This is a genomic window from Gemmatimonadaceae bacterium (assembly GCA_035633115.1).
In the GTDB taxonomy this organism is placed as follows: Bacteria; Gemmatimonadota; Gemmatimonadetes; order Gemmatimonadales; family Gemmatimonadaceae; genus UBA4720.
The window spans coordinates 54,444-71,483 of sequence record DASQFN010000079.1 but is presented as its reverse complement, the minus strand read 5'-3'; the positions used below and the strand labels follow the sequence as shown (position 1 = coordinate 71,483).

Below are 17,040 nucleotides of genomic sequence, written 5' to 3'. Positions count from 1 at the left end.
TCGGGTGGGCGTCAACGGATCAGATGAAAATCTGTCTGGCGTCTGAGTGCCCAGGCGTTGGCACCTCTTGCGTCGATCGTCATGTCTTCCTCGAGAGCCATGCGGACGCGCTGGCCGTTCCACTCGGCCACCGGTGACGTAGCCTGAAGCTCGATCGAGAACCACATCGACGGGATTATCTTCGCATCACCCCGGCCGGGTACTCCGTTCTGGTAATCCCAGAGGCCGATGAGCGGACCGGCACCATGCCCGTGTATACCTATAGGATGCGTGTAGACCGTTCCGTCGATTCCCTCGGCACGCATGCGCGCGAGTGAAGATCGCAGCACCTCGTTGCCGGTGCGGCCTGGCTTGATCTCCGACATCACGATGTCCTGAAGCCGATTGCCTCGGCGAAGCGCGGCAACGAGACCTGCGGGCGGAGCAGTTTCGCCTTCGCGCAGAATGTACCCCATGTGCTGTGTGTCGGTGTTGAGACGCAGTGCGACGATCCCGAAGTCGCAGTGGAGCACATCGCCACGCTGTATTATCGGATTCGCTCCGAGCTCAGCTTCGGTGACGCCGCGGCGCTGCACGTCAACCGACGGCTGGAACCAGCTGCTGAGGCCAAGGTCGTTGACCCTCTGGCGCATCCACCAGACGACGTCCTGAGTGGTGGTGACGCCTGGAGTGATCACTGCGCTGGAGAACGCGCTGTCGATGATCGCCCACACCAGCTCCTGCATTCTCCTGTAGAATGCGGCCTCATCCGGCAGTCGTGTTGCGATGAGATCCAGCGCAAGTCCATCGTGCCGAACGAAGTGACTCGTCCATTTTTCACCGAGTGCGTCGCGCATTCCTTCCATCTCGCCGGCGCTGAGGCCGTCGCTGAATGCAAACACTCGCGAGACGTTCACCGCGATGCTTCTCGGGTTGCGTTCCTCGATGACTTTCTTCAGTGCCTGCCACTGTTCATCGCCCCACAGCTCTGCATTGCGCTCGCCACGTGAGCCTGCGGGGCCCGCAGCTGCCTGTGTAGAGCGCACCGCCGTGTAGACTCCGCCCTGGGAGCTGCCGCCGAGGGCGATCCTCTCGACGGAATCTCCTCGCATCGAGAAGACATAGATGGTTCTGCGTCGTGCGGCGAATGTCGTCGGTGAAACGATGGACGTGAACACCGGATCCTCGTTGTACTCGCGCATCGGGACGACCCACATGTCCACGTTGTATTTCCGCATCACCGCGGGGAGGACTGTGCTCATGCGGGAGACGAGCCAGCGTTGTTGTGTATCGGCTTGCTCCCGCAGTGTACCGAACGGCCGGGCAGGTGAGGATGCCTGAGCCGGGAGAACACTGGGCAGAACGATGAGGAGAGCTGACAGGACGGAACGGTGCATCGGTCTCATAGCGATTGGATGGCAGTAATACTGTGGCTGATCCTACGCGCGATCCATCTCGAGCACGGTGCCCAGGAGGACGTCCGCTCCTTGTGCACAGTGATCCCAATTCGTCAGTTCCCGCGGCGAGTGGCTGATACCGCCAATGCTTGGCACAAAGATCATGCCCATTGGTGAGAGGCGAGCCATCATCTGTGCGTCGTGACCAGCGCCGCTCGGCAGTCGGCGGCTGGCAAGTCCGAGCCGTCCTGCGACACGTTCGATCGCCTGTTGCGCTTCCACAGCTGCGGTCGCCGGGGCTGTGGAATTGGCGAGCGTGAACTCAATCGACGTCCTTGTCCGTTTCCCGATCTCGCTCGCGCGCTGCCGAATCATTTCAGCCAGGCGCTTGAGTTTTTCGGTCGAGAGATCGCGAAGCTCGATGGTGAGCCTGACAACGCCCGGAATCACATTCGGTGCGTTGGGGGTCACGTCCAACTTGCCGACCGTGCCGACTTGTCGGCCCGGTTGCGCGTTCACGACGTCATTGACCGCGATCGTCAGACGCGACGCTGCCAGCAAAGCATCATGCCGATCCGCCATCGCGGTCGTGCCGGCATGATTCGCGATGCCGGAGACGGTCACGTTGTACCGACGGATCGCGACGATACCCTCGACAACTCCAACCGCAATCTTCTCACGATCGAGCGTTGCGCCCTGCTCGATGTGGAGCTCGAGGTAGCAATGGTGTGCGCCTTTCGCTCGCACCGCGTCGGTGATGCGAGTCGGGTTGCCGCCTATCTTACGGATTGCATCGGCACGAGTCACTCCGTTCCAGAGTTGATTCATGTCTGACTTCAGGTCGCCCGCGACGACACGGCTGCCGCCCAGCACGTCGCCAAACGCCACGCCCTCCTCGTTGGCCCAGACAACCATCTCCAGCGGATGGCGTGTGCGCAGCCCCGCTGTCTCGAGCGCCTCGAGCACGCCCAAACTTGACAGAGATCCGAGATCGCCGTCGAAGTTGCCACCGTTCGGCACCGAATCGATATGTGAACCGAAGAGGATCGGCGGCAGGGTGCTATCGGCTCCGGCGCGGCGGCCGAAGATATTCCCCGCAGGGTCCAAGCGGGGTTCAAGACCGGCCGCTCGCATCAAGTCCATTACATACCGACGACCTGCGAGATCCGCTTCTGAATAGGCGACCCGACTGACCCCGTCAGCGAAGGTGCCGCCCGACGGTCGTCCGAACGTGCTAAGTACGTTAAGTCGCTGTCGCAACGCGGTTGCATCGACGCGGACGCGCGGATTCTGCGCGAATGCGCGCCGGCCCAGGGTGACAGGACCTAGGGCGGCAGCCGCCAGACTTTTCAAAAACGCGCGTCTATGCAAAAGGCGTCGTCGATCAAATACCGGCCACCCGGAGACAAGAGAGGCGCCTAACGGTCGGGCGTTCAGCGGCAAGTCCGCTGTAACGCCATGTTCGGCGGCGACGCTCGCTGCTCCCACACATAGGAACACCGACCTATCAGATCGCGGACGGTCCTTAGCCTGCTGCCACTGCCAGCAGATGCTCCGCCAACTCCTGCGGCGCCGAGAAGTTCGGGACGTGGCTCGTGTTCATTGAGAACACTTTCTGGACCGGTATGGCCGTGTACATGGCCTTCTGCACGGCAGGAGGAATGGCCTTGTCGGCTAGGCACTCCACGTAATAACGCGGGACGCGGCCCCAGTTCTCCTGCGTGATGGAAAGTGGTGCCCCGAGGGGTGCGGTGGGCTCGGGCACGATCATGGACTTGGCCTGAGCAAAAGCGTCATCGGGGACGTCGTGAGCAAAGGCTTCGTGCATGACCTCTTCCTTGACTGTGACGCAGGTCTTGTCTTCAGCCATCACGAGGTTGTCGAGAACCATCGATCCTTTGACACCCTCAGTCGCCTTCATGAACGACCCTCCGGTAGGCAGGAGAAAGGCACATAGGTACACCAACGAGTTGACCTTGTCCGGACGGTTCTCGGCAGCTTGGCTGATGATGATACCTCCAAGGCTGTGACCCACGAGGATCACCGGGTTTCGTTGGGTGTCGAGGACATCGGTGACAGTCTTTCACGTACGACTCAATCGTTACCTCCGAGGGTGGCGTCTTGTCCTTGCCATGGCCAGGGAGGTCGAGCGCTATAACCTTGTGCCCCTGCTTTTCGAGGAGCGACGCGACAGGCCCCCACGCCCAGCCTCCCAGGAAGGCCGAATGGACCATCACGTAAGTGGTGGAAGTGCCTGATCCATTCATTTCAATTTCTCCTTTACGATTTAGAAGGTTGGCTGCCTAACGCCATCACCTAAAAGCTGCAAGCGAATCAGTCGTGCCGCACACCCACTTGCCCTGCCGCTACTTCTCGAGCGCGGTGAGCCGCTCGTGCGCGTGCTTCGCCAGGGCTGCGTGTTCTGGCGCGGCTTGCTGTAAGAATGTTCGATATGCCGCGATCGCTTCCTTGGCGCGGCCTGATTGGTCCAGCGCCAGCGCCTTGTTGTACTGCGCAACCACCATGACCGGCGTGACCGACAGCGCCTTGTCGTAGTCGGCAATCGCGAGGTCGTACTGTTTTCGGCGCGCCAGGATGAGACCGCGGTTGATGAGTGCCGCCGGATTGGCCGGGTTGAGCTCGATGGCCTTGGTGTAGTCAGCCACTGCGCCGTCGTCGTTCCCCTGTTTCTGGTAGGCGAGCCCGCGATCGTAATACGACTCCGTGTGGTCTGGATCGCGTTCGATCGCTCTTGTGAAGTCTGCGGACGCTTCGCTCCATTGGCCGAGGAGGGCAAACAGGACGCCACGCATGTAGAGCGGCTCGACGGCGAGCGGATAAAGCTCGTGGGCCTTCGTGTAGTCGGCCATCGCGGCATCTGCGTCGTTCTTGTGCGTCTGCGCCGCCCCGCGGTTGCGGTAGGCCTCGGAGAAGGACGGCCACAGCTCGATCGCGTGCGTGTAGTCCGCGATGGCCGCGTCGTGCCTGCCCATTTCGGCGAATGTCGCTCCGCGATTGTAGTATCCCTCGGCGAATGTGGAGTCGATCTCGATTACCCGGTTGAACGCCTTGATCGCGTCCGCGTACTTCCCCTGGAGCAGGAACACCTTGGCGCGCGTGTCGTGCGCACGCGCGTAGTTGGGCGCGAGCTTGACCGCCGCGTCGGCGTCGGCGTGCGCGTCGCCCCAGCGGCCTTCGTTCGCATGCTTCATCGATCGGAAAATGCGCTGGATCACCTCGCGGGGCATACGGCCCTCGGCGGCGTCCTTGTACGCCGCGACTGCAGCGGCGATCGAGGTGTGCTTTGGATCGACGGCAGCGGCTGCGTTGAAGTCGATCAGTGCCGCGTCGAGCTTGCCATCGGCCGCGAGCGCCGCACCTTTCGCGTATTGGGCGTCGGCGATGAGAACCGCGCCGGCTCCCGCGGGCGCCATAGGCGTGCTCTGGGCGGCAGACGCCGAAGTCTGCGTCGCAGCGGAAGCGCTCGTTGCTTCACCGCTCCCGGTCTGCGGCGGAGCGTCGGTCCCGCCGCAGCCGGCCACGAACGTGCAGGTCGACAAGAAGGCAGCGACGCTAAATCGGTATCTGGGCTTGTTCATCGGCCAGCCTCCGATGTGGGTTCCACGAATCGGCTAGTCAGCTTCACTCGCTAGCTGGACTGTCGGATGCCCGACGCGATCAGGTCGCACTCGCCTCCCTGGAGTCCAGTCGATGCGCGCTCCACTCCCGCTGAGCGCAACACTCTCGTTACAGGCCACCGCCCCGATGACGGCACCCGTCGTTGAAAGACGCGTCGCCCCATAACGGTATGTGGCTGTGCGATCGAACGACTTAGTGGAGATTACGAGTTTCTCGCCGAGATAAGTCTCAGCCGGCGAGACATCGAGGGGAAGCGAGGTCTCCTGGGCCGATGCGACCGCGGCGAACGCGACGATAGCGATCGAGGTAAAACGAAGCATGATGCACCTCCGCTTGTCCAGTTCCCGAATACCAAGCCTATTGCAGTTTACACCAAGTTTCTCCATTCCGCTGCCCGACAGATCCGCGAGATGGTGCGTTCACGCCTCCCACTTCGCACCGGATTCGACAACGGGTCCGGATTGGAGTTTCGAAGTGGCGTCGGTGGCTACTATTTGGCTCTAGCGGACGTTCTTGTTGAAGAACGCGATCGTCCGCTCCCAGGCCAGCTTGGCCGCCGCCGCATTGTAGCGCGGCGTCGTGTCGTTGTGGAACCCGTGCTGAGTGCCAGGATATAGAAAGCGCTCGTATCGAACGTTGGCCGCCTTGAGCGCCTGCTCGAATGCCGGCCAGCTCGCGTTGATGCGCTCATCCACCTCGGCCGACTGGATCAAGAGAGGAGCCTTGATCTTCGGGACGTCCGCCACGTTCGGGGCGGAGCCGTAGAAGGGAACTCCAGCGGCCAGATCGGTCAGCCGCGTGGCGAGATAGTTCACCATGCCGCCCCCGTAACAGAAGCCCACCGCGCCGACCTTGCCGGCACTCTCCGGACGCGCCTTCAGAAAGGCGACCGCGGCGACAAAGTCTTCGCGCGTTTTCGCCTGCTCGAGCTTGGGGAAAAGCTCGCGCGCCTTGTCTTCGTTGCCCGGGTAGCCACCCAGTGGAAAGAGCGCGTCGGGCGCGAACGCGACGAAGTTTTCGAGGGCAAACCGTCGCGCGACATCCTCGATGTGCGGATTGAGCCCGCGGTTCTCGTGGATCACCAGGATGCCCGGCAGCTTTCCGGCAGGCTTGGCGGGACGCACGAAGTACCCGCGCATCTTCCCGTAGCCGCTTGGCGAGTCGTACTCGATGTACTCGGCAGCGATCCGTTCATCGTCGGTGCGCACCAGCTGGGCCTCGGCGAACTTCGGGCTCAGCTGATCGAGGAGCATCGCGGCCGTCACACCACCCACGGCGTACCTGGAGGCTTGTTCGAGAAACCCCCGTCGGTCGAGCGCACCGTGGACGTAGGCATCAAATAGTATGAGCAGATCCTGATCGAAATCGTGCGCGGTTTTTCGTTCCATGAGTGCAATCCTCCGAAGACTTCGTGATGGTGAACGAGGGACCAGATCATGTGAGCGTCAGTGGCGCCGGACAACGTAACGCCCGTTGTGGCCTTGGTCAGGGTCGAGGGCCCAGAAAGCCAGGCAACGCGGCGGCCTGCTTCACCCATCTCGCCATCTGCGCCTCGTCGAGCTCGTCGTCTTCGCGGATGTCGATGTAGCGCACGTCCTTGTGCTTACTGGGGCCGGGCGGGACCGGTCGCAGCGACGTGCCGCGAAAGAAGGTCACCTTCACGTAGCGTGTGAAGACGTGGAACGACAGGAACCAACCCTGGCCCTCGATGCCGTACAGCGGCGAGTTCCACTTCACGGCCTTGCGCACCTTGGGCACGTTCCGCACGATGAGAGCGTCGAGGCGCTTCCCGATGTCGCGCTTCCAGCGCGGCATCGCGGCGATGTACGCCTGCACCGGGGCGTCGCCGTCCGCCTTCGCGATTTGCGGATTGCCGCCCGAGATGAGGACGACGGCAGCCTTATCGCCCGTTTTCAACGGGGGCTTCGACTTGGTGGCCGACTTGCGAGGCTTGCTTGCGCGAGAGGTTCCTCTGGGCTTCAGCTTCGTCTTGCTCCTCATCACCTAAGAGGTGAACACACACCGGGCAAGAACCCATGGCGACGGTGACCTCTAGTCAAATGCGACCATAGATGCGAGACGTCGAATCGCGGTCGCACGACGAAGATCGTCAAAGGCCGTCGCCGCGCGAGATACCGGGCTAGGCAGCTCGAAGGGGAGCAAGGTCCGCGCGCCGAACTGGCGCACATCCGAGCTCTCTGAGGACGCGATTCAGTCTAGCCAGGGTGAGTTGCTCCGGCGCTGTGATCTCTATCCCTATGGGCTTGCCATTGGCTCCGAAATCGATGATCAAGCCACCCTCGACCTGGCGAGTTCGAACGCTCTTTTGCCTGCCGCTCCGCGGAAGATGGAAGTATGCCGCGAGCGTGTGTCCCTTACGGTACGTGACTTCCAAATAAGGCTCTTTCATCACTCAAGAGGATATGCGGTAATTACTATCAAAAGGTGCGTTTCCACATCCGGTTCCACAATGACCATCCACGACGTCCCACGATGCCGAGTCTTAACCACCCAGCGCCCCGGCACAATGTCTCCGCGCACGTCGGACGCAATGGAGAGCATTCGCCGGAGGTAGAGCTCGCTGAAATTGCGATCTGCCATTCGTTTGATAAGATGAGAACTGAGCTCTAACTCCCATTCCCACCAAGCTGGCCACGTGGGCATTCATGCAGCATCGCCCGACGGAAGCTTCACCGGCGAACCAAAAACCACGCATCGGTTCCATCTCAACGCATGGCCTCATACGGCTACTCCTTATTCAGGGTAACCGCGGCCTTCACAAGCGCCTTGAATGCGCGCGCGTCGACCTTCTCCCCTTCGTGGATGTCGATCGCCCTTCGCGTGCTGCCTTCAAGGCTGGAATTGAAGAGGCGCGATGGGTCTGGGACCTTGGCTCCCTGAGCGAACGTGAGCTTCACGACCTTCTTGTACGTCTCACCGGTGCAGACGATCCCGTTGTGCGACCAGACTGGGACCCCCGTCATATTATTCGACGGCTTCTTCCATTTCCGCTCCTCGATCATATCGGGGTCGGCCTCCAGAATCAGCGCCCGCATGCGAGCGAGGGTCTCGTCGCGCCAATCCCTCAGGCCGGGGAGCCGTTGGTCTGCCTTCGGCGGGGACTTGGACTTGGTGGCCGACTTCATAATGATTGCGTCTCCACGTAAAGGTTCATGATCTTGATTCTCGCCCGCTTCGCCACCTGGTGGCATACGGAAGTACGAACAAGTACAGGCCGCTGAACAAAAGGAATGCGAGCGGGAGCAGCGGCGAGTAGGTCACCAAAGCCGGAGGTCCTTGCGCTGAGCGATGACCATCTTCCGCATCCTATCCGACCTGCACCACCGACAGATTAGGAACTTCGCGGAAGTGCCGTTCATCTCCGGGTCCGACTAGCACGCCAAATCCGAGGTGGCGTGCGGTTGCCGCCACGGCGAGATCATTTGAGGGGATCAATCGACCGCGTCGGCTGAGGAGCGCAAACAGTTCCGCCCACTGTTCAGCGATAGCCGCGTCAAATTCTACGATTCCGGTGACCGCAACGAGTGCATCGATACGCTGTCGGCGACTGGCGGCGCGTTTGCGATTACCGGCCAGCGCGACTCCGACAAGAAGCTCGCCGTAGACTACAGCCGGTAAGGCGACGGGTTCCTTGGCATGGCGGCCGAGTGCCCGATTCCATGTCGTACCAGTCCGTTCGAGGGCGATGAGCGCGCTCGTGTCGACTACGAGTCCCATGGATTGCGCGGTGGTCGATCGGCGGCGCTTACTCGCTCGAGGTCCTCTGCAAACGAAGAATCGCTTGCACCGGACTCCATCCACGCACGCGCGGCATCCTGGAGCGGAGCGCGGGCGGCATCGCCAGCGGGCCCGATGCGCGCGACGGTTACGTGATGGCGTTCAACGATAAACGTATCACCGCCGTAGCGAACGCGATTCAACACGTCAGCGAGCCGTCGCACCAGGAGGGAGGCGGGGATACGGTGTTCCATTTCTGCAATTTACGCAAATTCTGCAAATTACGCAAATGTGTCGCGGTGGACGATTCCTACCCCGATCGGAGCCGAGCTCCTCACAACTGTCCGCACCGCCTACCGTGCGGTAACGGGAGCTACGCTGCGGAGCGGTCGATTGACTGCCAGGCAACCCGCAGCCACATTTGTGCGGACCGCGAGTGTTCGCCAACCGGCTACCACACTACGCGGCACTTTACCTTCACCGGCGCCGTTTCTTATGGTCAGTGTCCGCGTTTCCCGATACGGCTGGACCCTGTTCGCCGCGCTCCTTGCGGCCTGTTGGGAACCCGCCGCGCCCAGGGGCACCCCCGGTTCGGTTACGGTGCAGGCCTACATCGACAGGGATGCATCCGGTACTCTCACAGCTTCCGATAGCGCTCTCGCGGGCATGTCCATCAGCTTGCTGCCAGGCCTTGGCGGCAGCGAGGTGGCATCCGCCACCACCGATGCCTCCGGTCGCGCCACCTTCGAGCCGCTCGATCCCGGCAGCTACGTCGTGCAGCCGGCCGGCAGTATCTCGGGTGCGGTGCTGACCTCATCGCCGGCGGTGACGGTGGTCATCGCGTTCTCGGGCGGCGCCGACACCGTCGATGTCCGCTTTGCCTTTTTCCCCGGTTCGGTCACCGGCCGGATCTTCCGCGACGACAACACCAATGGCAGCTACGACGCGGGTGTCGACACGCCGGGCGCGGGCCTCTATGTCCTGTTGAAGAAGGGCGCGACGACAGTCGATTCCACGACTGCCGACGCCAACGGGGCGTACACCTTCGCGCGGATTGCGCCGGGTGACTACACGCTGGTGTTCGAGAAACCGACGACGATCGATTACGGCGTCTCAGGAGCATCCCGGTCGATCACTGTCGCGCCGCAAGCGACATTGACGACCAACGGCATCTTCACGGGATCGCTGGTGATCCCGATCGCGACCGCACGCGCCCGCACCACTGGGTCCGGCGTCACCGTTGTAGGAAAGTTGACCGTTGCGCCCAACACGTTCACCTCCGGGTCGGGTGGCGTGAACAGCGAGATCTGGGTGCAGGACGCCACGGGCGGCATCGCGGTCTTCACGGTACCGTCCACCAGTACCTTGGCCCTCGGTGACAGCGTCGAAGTGTCCGGCACGCTCGGCTCCTTTACCGGACAGGAGCAGATCGCGTCCAGCCCGAGGGTGAGATTCATTGTAGCGGGAACGCCGGTCACGCCGAAAACGATCACGCTCGTGCAGGCGAAAGCGCTCGGCGCCAACGAGGGTCTACTCGTCAGTGTCCCTGAGGTCCGGATCGTTGACGTGCCGACGGGCACCGGGGCGGCCTTCACCGTGAGAGGTGTAAACGCGGCGAATGACACGCTGCAGATCCGCGTGGTGGGAACCGCCACGGGTCTCAGCCGGTCGAGCTTCACGGTTGGCAGCGCGTACACCATCACCGGGATTCTCTCGGAGTTCAACGGGACGGCGCAGCTGAAGCCGCGGGCTCCGGGCGACGTGCGGGGTCCGATCACCATCGCGTCTGCCCGCGCGGTGCCGAATGGAACCCCGGTCAGCGTGACCGGCAACATCACTGTGCCTCCGAATATCCTGACGTCGGGAAGTGGCGGAGTGAACTCGGAGATATGGGTACAGGACGTCACGGGCGGCATCGCGGTGTTCACGGTGCTGTCGTCGAGCACCCTCGCCCTCGGTGACCTCGTCGACGTCTCCGGGACAATCAGCCTGTTCAGCGGTCAGCGTCAGATCTCGACCCCGACAGTAACTTTCAGGGCGGCCGGCGCGGCTCCGGCGCGGGTCGCCGTCACCGGAACGCAGTTCAACGCGCTGACGAACGAGGGTCAGCTCGTGCAGCTTCGGGTCACGATCACCAGCGTGCCTGCGGGTACCGGAGCCTCGTTCACCGTGGTTGGAACCGCGGCCGATGGACAGACCGTGCAGATCCGCGTCGGCGCGGCGAATACCGGTCTCACTCGAAGCTCATTTACCGTCGGCTCGACGTACACCGTCACCGGCGTTCTCACCCAGTTCAACGGCACGGCGCAGGTCAAGCCGCGCTTCGCCACGGACGTCACCCCATAATGCAGACCTGTCTCTCTCATTTCCGTCGCCTGGCGCCGGCCGTCGCGTTGTCCACAGCGCTCATCGCGGTCGTCGCGGCGTGTGCCAACGAGATTGGCCTGCCGTTCGAGCCCATTGGTAGGGGCGCGGGGGCCGGCCGCCTGTTCTTCGACGCCGACAACAATGGCATGTACACGCCGGTCGGTGGCGATGTGGCGTTCGCCGGCAAGACCGTCACGGTGCAGGAGCGGGGCACGTCGACCGTCCTCGCCACGACGCAGACTGACGCGTCCGGCTCGTTCACATTCACCGACCTGCCGCTCGGCACGCACGACATCGTCGTCGCCAGTGATCAGCTCATCAGAGGCACGGATCAACTCAAGCTCTGTCTCAGTCCGCAGCCGGTGTCGATCTACATCAACGAGCTGGCGTATGTCACGCTGAACGCGAAGCTCGGATGCGTCATTCCCATCTCGCAGGCGCTGCGGGCCGCCACGGGCGCGGCGGTGACCATCGCCGGAATCGTGACGGCGCCGCCCGGTACCTTCCGCTCAGACAACCTTTACATGCAGGACGCCTCGGGCGGTGTGCAGGTGTTCGGGCTGCCGGCGAGTTCTCCCGCGCTCGCGGCGGGCGACAGCATCGAGGTGAGCGGCACGTTTTCCCCTTTCCGTACCGAGGGCCAGATTGTGAGCCCGCGCATCGCGCCGAACGTGAAAAAGGGTGTCGGCGTGCCGGCGGCCGTCGTGCGCAGCACGAAGGTGCTCGCCGCGCTGACGCCGACGAGCTCGAACATCGGCCAGCTGATCACGGTGCGCCGGGTGACGGTCGGCGCGTTCGCGAGCGGCAACGCGTCGATCGACGACGGCAGCGGCCCGTCGCTCGTGCGGCTCGACGGAAATGTCGCCGGGACGGTTCCGACCACGACGTTCCAGGCCGGCAAGTGCTATGACATCACCGGGGTCGCGGGCATCTTCGACAACGCCGTTCAGCTGAAGCCCCGCGGCGCTTCGGATATCGTGGCGGTCCCATGTACGTGATCAGCCGATCCTCGACACATCGCCCCCTCACGATTTCCCTTTCGATGCGACTCTTCCGTTTCACGCGCGTGACGTGGCTCGCCGCCACGGTAGCCGCGGTCTGCACGTCGATGTCCCTGACGGCGTCGACGGCCTTCGCCCAGGCTGGCACCACGGCCGGCGCCATCCGCGGCCAGGTGCTCACTGCGTCGGGCCCGCCCGTCGCCGGCGCCCAGGTCACCGCAACGAATTCCCAGACGGGGTTTGTTCGCAACGCGGTCAGCGGCACCGACGGCATTTATTCGCTGATGCTCCTGCCGCCCGGAGTCTACACGGTCCGCGCGCGCAGGATCGGCTATGCGCCCGCCGAGGCGGCGAATGTGCGGGTGACGGTGGGATCGACCACGCCGTTGCGTTTCCTCCTGCAGGCGGCGGCGGTGCAGCTCGGCCGGGTCGAGATCACCGCGGCCGTGGGGCAAATCAGCACAACGCAGGGCGGCGTCTCCACGACGGTCTCGCAGAAGGAGATCGAGGATCTTCCGACGCTCGGTCGCGACTTCACCGATTTTATCAGCCTGTCCGGCTTGGTCAGTCCGCTCCCGGAAGTGACGACGGGCGGCCAGTTCTCCATCGCCGGCGCTCGTCCGTCGCAGACCAACGTTCAGGTCGATGGCGTGGACGCCAACAACCAGTTCTTCGGCGAGAACCGTGGCGGTAGCCGCATTCCGTTCGTGTTCTCGCTGGAGTCCATCAAGGAATTCCAGGTCGTCACCAATGGCTTCGACGTCGAGTATGGCAACTATTCCGGCGGCGTCGTCAACGTCGTGACCAAGAGCGGCACCAACACGCTCAAGGGAACGGGTTACATCAACTACCGCGGCAAGCAGCTGACGGCGAAGGGATTCAACGGCGAGACACCGAACGATTTCAAGGCCGTGCAGTATTCGGCGGCGTTGGAAGGTCCGATTATCACCAACAAGCTTCACTTCATGATGTCGCTCGACGGCCAACAGCGCGATGAGCCTTTCCAGCCGATCACGCCGGCCACCGTCTCGGACACGTCCGAGGCGCGGCAGCTCGAGCGGTTCTTCTCGATCCTCGATACCGTCTATGGCGTGCCGAACGCCGCGGCCTCGTTCAACCGGTTCACGACGAGCAACGACGTCATCACGCTGTTCGGGCGAGTCGACTGGACAATCAACGACCAGCATCGGCTGTCGGTGCGCAACAATTTCGCAAATCACAACGCCGCCAACGAGACGTTCTCGGGCGTCATTCGCGGGGGGCTGTCGCGAGCCGAGGCCTTCAAGGACCGCTCGAACTCGCTGGTCGGCGAGCTCACGAGCGCCCTCAGCTCGCAGGTGTTCAACACGCTGCGCGCGCAGTATTCGTGGGAAGACCGCCCGCGCGTCGGCAACGACCTGAAGCCGACGCTAACCGTCAAACCCTCCGGATTCAGCGACTTCACCTACGGGGGCGCCTTCCTCTCGTTCGACAACTTTCTCAGCGAGCGGAAGGTCCAGCTGATCGACAACCTCACGATTCCGCGTGGCGACCACATCTTCAAGCTCGGCACGAACAACATCTTCGCGAACATCGAAAACCGGTTCTGGCTGAACGGCTCCGGCACGTACACGTTCGCGAGCCTCAACGATTTCGCGGCCGGCATCCCGGCGACGTTCAACCGGAACGTTCGGCAGAACGGCACCGCGCCGACGGCGACCTTCGCCGCGCAGGAGTATTCGGTGTACGCGCAGGATCAGTGGCAGATGACGTCGAAGCTGACGACGTTGCTTGGCGTGCGGTACGACGTCGAGCGTTACGCGGACCGCCCGGGACGGGTGATCGACGTCGAGCGCGCGTTCGGCGTGGAGACGGGCATCGCGCCGGTGGACAACAACAACGTGTCACCCCGTCTCTCGATGGTCTATGACTTGGACGGGGACGGGTCGAGCGTCGTCCGAGGCGGCGCGGGACTGTTTTACGGCCGCGTACCGTACGTGATGGGCGGCAATGTGGCGATCACTGAGCAACCGCTTCTGGTGATCGACTGCCGCGGCTCGTTCGCTGAAGGTGAGGGGACAGCGCCGCCGGATCCAGGCCAGTACCGGACATGGTCCACCAGCGGCGCGGAGAACCCGTCGTCATGCTTCGGCAGTTCGTCGCTGACCGGAGTGCCGGAGTACTCGTTCTGGAACAGCAGCTTCGAGCTGCCCGAAACGTGGAAGTTCAACGCCGGCTACGAGCGTCGGATTGGGAACGGAACACGTGCATCGCTCGATGTCCTCTACTCGACGACGCGAAAGTTGTACACGGTGCGCAACCTCAACCTGCGCGAAACGCAGTTCACGCTCGATTCGGAAGACGGGCGCCAGGTGTTTGTGCCGGCGGGCTCCTTCAACCCGTCTCAGGGAGCCGGATCGGACCGGCTGCGGAACACCGACTTCTCCAACGTCTACATGAACTATCCCGACGGCGTCGCGCGGGCGACGTCAGCGACGTTCGAGGTGCAGCAGCGGCTGCTGTCGGACATCGATCTCCGCGGCTCGTACACCTTCACCCGGGCGTACGACAACTCGTCGTTCTATTGCTGCACGTCGAACGAGGGGTACCGCACTCCGCGCATCGGCGCACTGGGGCCGAACTTCATCGGCGAGCCGGGCGACGAACGCGCGGCATGGGGTCCGGCGGATTTCGTTCGTAACCATACCGTGGTGCTGTCGGGGTCGAAAACGCTGCCGTGGGGATTCCAGATGAGCTCCATCTGGCGCATACAGAGCGGCACGCCGTGGGGCCCGGAGCAGGGTGGTGATCTCAACGGCGACGGCGAGCGCTTCAACGACCGTCCGTTCATCTTCCGCCCCGAGGATCTGCCGGTCAGCACGGGCACGGCGACGGGCAGCACGGCCGATTCGATCGTCGCCGCGAACCGGGCGCGGTACGCCGACTTTCTGGCGAACAACGAGTGCATCGGCAACCACGTCGGCCAGATCATTCCGCGCAACACGTGCAAGCAGCCGTGGTTCAACCGTCTCGACGTAAGTCTGCGCAAACGCATCGAGACGACGCGCGGGCAGTCGCTTCAGCTCTACGTCGACATGTTCAATGTTCTGAACGGTCTCAAGTCGACATGGGGACAGTACCACGCCATCAGCGCGGCTAACCGCAGTCTGCTGTTGCCGCAGCGGTACGATCCGGCCTCGGGCAACATTCTATACACCGTGCCGACGAACTTCGGCGACAAGAGGGCGCTGGGCGCCAATCTGCTGCTGCAGTTCTCGACACAACTGGGACTGCGATACTCGTTCTGATTCGCATTTGAGACGAGGGCCCCCGCAGAGGGAGCCCTCGTCGCATCCGGACCAGATGGGGCCGCGCCGTCAGTTGTTCGGAAAGTCTCCGGCAGCCGGGAGATATTCCGGATGGTCCACGTAAGGATTGCGATTGCCCTGAGCGCGGCAGATCATCGCGTTGCGGGCACGCTCGAAGTTATCCGGCGGATCGGCCGCCGACCACTGCATCAGCGTGGCTTCCTCAACGTTGAAGTTCGCCAACGAGAACGTGGGTGTCGGCGCGTCGTGGTACCGCGTGTAGAAGTAGAAGATCGCTCGCGCCACGTCGCCGCGTTTGGACGGCCGGGGCTCGAACACCGTTCGGCCCTGGGCATCGGCGCCGAGGCGGCTGACTTCGGCGCCGATGCCGCCGGTCCATTGGACGTTCCGCGTGACGATGCCGTAGGGGATGTTCGATCGCTTCTCGTTCGAGGTGGCGTCGGCTGTGAAGAGGATGTTGAGATCCGCGCCCGCGGCAAAGTCGATGTCGGCGCCGCGGCTCTGCGGCCAGGCATGCTCGGTGTTGAAGTTGGCCGCCGCCGCCGTCGATCGGCTGTTGACGAAGGCCGTCCGTCCGGTGTAAACGTCCGTGATCTGGTCGTCGCCGTCCGGATCGTCGACGAACGCGTAGAGGGAATCGCGCGCGTTGGGCGTCGTCAGATAACCGAGATTGTAATTGGTGGTAACGATGTCGCGCAGCGAGCGCAACAGGTCGATTCCTGTCTTGCCGGCGGCTGGCCCATAGTACCCGGCGGCATCACAGGCCGCGGCGCCTGAGGTCGGGGCGATCACGGTGCACTCGGCGAGGGCGGTGCTCCAGCAGCCGTTGTAGGCGCCGCCGCCGCTCACCGCCGTAACGCGGATGGTGTAGGATGTGCCGGCCGTTGCGGCGAAGACCAGCCGCTCGCAATTCGACTCCGACGTCGCCGACGCGGCGCCCACGGCCACGTTGATCTCGGAGCCGATCACGCCGCAGACCTTGACGATGGTTGCGCCCGTACGTCCGGCAACAAAGCCGACGTCGTCGAACCCTTGAGGGGCGACGATTCCGCTGAAGGTGCCTGTAAGCGGCAAGGAGATGGGTGCTACCGGTCCGTCACCGCATGCGGTGAGGCCGAGCACCATCGAAGAAACAGCAAGATAAGCCAGGAAAGAACGCGGCATCGGCAATCCGAAGTCGAAGACTTACCGGAAATCTGGTCACCCGCGCGCCGCCCCTCTACCCGGACCGGTCGCGTGCGACCTTTTCCCCATGCCACCGAGCAACATACCGACCAACGCCGGCCTGCTGGCGGAACAACTGATGGCGATGGACTCGACCAGCGGCAGGGAAGGTGCGGTGATCGTCTGGATCGAGTCGCTGCTTCGCGGCGCCGGATGGATCACCGGACGCATCCCGGTATCCTTGGATCCCGACGATCTCTACGCCCGCTCGATCGACGGCGCTTGTTCGGTCACACTGTCTTATTAGACACCTGTCTACCGGCGAGCGTATTCTTGTCGCTACAACGTCAGCGGCACACGAAGATTTGATCGTACTCGGCCGGTAGGCCCGGACCGCATCAATGAACGCCGCTTAAGCATTTCGCCCCCCGCCATCGCGTCACCCCC

General features: G+C 63.1%; 16 protein-coding genes and 1 pseudogene. 5 read left to right on the top strand and 12 right to left on the bottom strand.

Translation table 11 applies throughout. The annotated features are described in order from the left end of the window. Positions 1–11 precede the first annotated feature (11 nt). From VES88_09945 to VES88_09930, 4 genes and pseudogenes are all read right to left on the bottom strand, one after another. Positions 12–1,376 (bottom strand): M24 family metallopeptidase, encoded by a 1,365-nt coding sequence (locus tag VES88_09945; GenBank protein HYN81811.1) that lies wholly within the window; start codon positions 1,374–1,376, stop codon positions 12–14. A gap of 42 nt (positions 1,377–1,418) precedes the next feature. After that, entirely contained in the window at positions 1,419–2,864 is a 1,446-nt protein-coding gene (locus VES88_09940) for a M20 family metallo-hydrolase (GenBank protein HYN81810.1), read from the bottom strand. 37 nt (positions 2,865–2,901) lie between these two features. Beyond that, positions 2,902–3,438: pseudogene (locus tag VES88_09935) on the bottom strand (alpha/beta fold hydrolase). 304 nt (positions 3,439–3,742) lie between these two features. Beyond that, positions 3,743–4,810, bottom strand: coding sequence for a tetratricopeptide repeat protein (locus VES88_09930; GenBank protein ID HYN81809.1), 1,068 nt, complete (start codon positions 4,808–4,810; stop codon positions 3,743–3,745). Between VES88_09930 and VES88_09925 the strand changes: the two genes are divergently transcribed. After that, positions 4,779–5,012, top strand: a complete 234-nt coding sequence (locus VES88_09925) for a hypothetical protein (GenBank protein HYN81808.1) — start codon at positions 4,779–4,781, stop codon at positions 5,010–5,012. The two genes, VES88_09930 and VES88_09925, sit on opposite strands and share 32 nt — an antisense overlap. Here VES88_09925 and VES88_09920 read toward each other — a convergent pair. From VES88_09920 to VES88_09890, 7 genes are all read right to left on the bottom strand, one after another. Continuing rightward, positions 5,009–5,335: a hypothetical protein gene (locus tag VES88_09920; GenBank protein ID HYN81807.1), complete on the bottom strand. Its 327-nt coding sequence runs from the start codon at positions 5,333–5,335 to the stop codon at positions 5,009–5,011. The two genes, VES88_09925 and VES88_09920, sit on opposite strands and share 4 nt — an antisense overlap. 180 nt (positions 5,336–5,515) lie before the next feature. Next, positions 5,516–6,403, bottom strand: a complete 888-nt coding sequence (locus VES88_09915; GenBank protein HYN81806.1) for a dienelactone hydrolase family protein — start codon at positions 6,401–6,403, stop codon at positions 5,516–5,518. A gap of 97 nt (positions 6,404–6,500) precedes the next feature. Continuing rightward, positions 6,501–6,932: a DUF1801 domain-containing protein gene (locus VES88_09910; protein HYN81805.1), complete on the bottom strand. Its 432-nt coding sequence runs from the start codon at positions 6,930–6,932 to the stop codon at positions 6,501–6,503. A gap of 492 nt (positions 6,933–7,424) precedes the next feature. Then, on the bottom strand, positions 7,425–7,616 hold the full coding sequence (locus VES88_09905) for a hypothetical protein (protein ID HYN81804.1): 192 nt from the start codon (positions 7,614–7,616) through the stop codon (positions 7,425–7,427). Between the two features lie 146 nt (positions 7,617–7,762). Further along, positions 7,763–8,161, bottom strand: coding sequence for a DUF1801 domain-containing protein (locus VES88_09900; protein HYN81803.1), 399 nt, complete (start codon positions 8,159–8,161; stop codon positions 7,763–7,765). Positions 8,162–8,342: 181 nt separating this feature from the next. Then, a complete protein-coding gene (locus VES88_09895; protein HYN81802.1) occupies positions 8,343–8,753 on the bottom strand; it encodes a type II toxin-antitoxin system VapC family toxin in 411 nt (136 codons plus the stop codon). Continuing rightward, positions 8,741–9,007: a hypothetical protein gene (locus VES88_09890; protein HYN81801.1), complete on the bottom strand. Its 267-nt coding sequence runs from the start codon at positions 9,005–9,007 to the stop codon at positions 8,741–8,743. Before VES88_09890 ends, VES88_09895 begins: the two co-directional genes overlap by 13 nt. 346 nt (positions 9,008–9,353) lie before the next feature. Here VES88_09890 and VES88_09885 point away from each other — a divergent pair, with 346 nt between their 5' ends. The 3 genes from VES88_09885 to VES88_09875 are packed head-to-tail and all read left to right on the top strand — an operon-like array spanning position 9,354 to position 15,408. After that, a complete protein-coding gene (locus VES88_09885; GenBank protein ID HYN81800.1) occupies positions 9,354–11,099 on the top strand; it encodes an SdrD B-like domain-containing protein in 1,746 nt (581 codons plus the stop codon). Continuing rightward, positions 11,099–12,118 (top strand): hypothetical protein, encoded by a 1,020-nt coding sequence (locus VES88_09880; GenBank protein HYN81799.1) that lies wholly within the window; start codon positions 11,099–11,101, stop codon positions 12,116–12,118. The genes VES88_09885 and VES88_09880 overlap by 1 nt, the downstream gene beginning before the upstream one ends. 44 nt (positions 12,119–12,162) lie before the next feature. Then, positions 12,163–15,408 carry a TonB-dependent receptor gene (locus VES88_09875; GenBank protein ID HYN81798.1) on the top strand — a complete coding sequence of 1,082 codons (3,246 nt, stop codon included), beginning with the start codon at positions 12,163–12,165 and terminating at the stop codon, positions 15,406–15,408. A gap of 69 nt (positions 15,409–15,477) precedes the next feature. Here VES88_09875 and VES88_09870 read toward each other — a convergent pair whose 3' ends face one another. After that, the gene (locus VES88_09870) at positions 15,478–16,554 is read right to left on the bottom strand and encodes an endonuclease (protein ID HYN81797.1); all 1,077 of its coding nucleotides are present in this window, start codon (positions 16,552–16,554) and stop codon (positions 15,478–15,480) included. 127 nt (positions 16,555–16,681) lie between these two features. On the opposite strand from VES88_09870, the gene VES88_09865 reads away from it, so the two are divergent. Next, the gene (locus VES88_09865; GenBank protein HYN81796.1) at positions 16,682–16,900 is read left to right on the top strand and encodes a hypothetical protein; all 219 of its coding nucleotides are present in this window, start codon (positions 16,682–16,684) and stop codon (positions 16,898–16,900) included. The last annotated feature ends 140 nt before the right edge of the window (positions 16,901–17,040 follow it).

Bases quoted from the DNA above. Each gene is read 5' to 3' on its own strand.
- VES88_09945 (HYN81811.1), bottom strand. From the start codon at position 1,376: ATGCACCGTTCCGTCCTGTCAGCTCTCCTCATCGTTCTGCCCAGTGTT.
- VES88_09925 (HYN81808.1), top strand. From the start codon at position 4,779: ATGAGAACCGCGCCGGCTCCCGCGGGCGCCATAGGCGTGCTCTGGGCG.
- VES88_09930 (HYN81809.1), bottom strand. From the start codon at position 4,810: ATGGCGCCCGCGGGAGCCGGCGCGGTTCTCATCGCCGACGCCCAATAC.
- VES88_09920 (HYN81807.1), bottom strand. From the start codon at position 5,335: ATGCTTCGTTTTACCTCGATCGCTATCGTCGCGTTCGCCGCGGTCGCA.
- VES88_09915 (HYN81806.1), bottom strand. From the start codon at position 6,403: ATGGAACGAAAAACCGCGCACGATTTCGATCAGGATCTGCTCATACTA.
- VES88_09905 (HYN81804.1), bottom strand. From the start codon at position 7,616: ATGGCAGATCGCAATTTCAGCGAGCTCTACCTCCGGCGAATGCTCTCC.
- VES88_09900 (HYN81803.1), bottom strand. From the start codon at position 8,161: ATGAAGTCGGCCACCAAGTCCAAGTCCCCGCCGAAGGCAGACCAACGG.
- VES88_09895 (HYN81802.1), bottom strand. From the start codon at position 8,753: ATGGGACTCGTAGTCGACACGAGCGCGCTCATCGCCCTCGAACGGACT.
- VES88_09890 (HYN81801.1), bottom strand. From the start codon at position 9,007: ATGGAACACCGTATCCCCGCCTCCCTCCTGGTGCGACGGCTCGCTGAC.
- VES88_09880 (HYN81799.1), top strand. From the start codon at position 11,099: ATGCAGACCTGTCTCTCTCATTTCCGTCGCCTGGCGCCGGCCGTCGCG.
- VES88_09875 (HYN81798.1), top strand. From the start codon at position 12,163: ATGCGACTCTTCCGTTTCACGCGCGTGACGTGGCTCGCCGCCACGGTA.
- VES88_09870 (HYN81797.1), bottom strand. From the start codon at position 16,554: ATGGTGCTCGGCCTCACCGCATGCGGTGACGGACCGGTAGCACCCATC.
- VES88_09865 (HYN81796.1), top strand. From the start codon at position 16,682: ATGCCACCGAGCAACATACCGACCAACGCCGGCCTGCTGGCGGAACAA.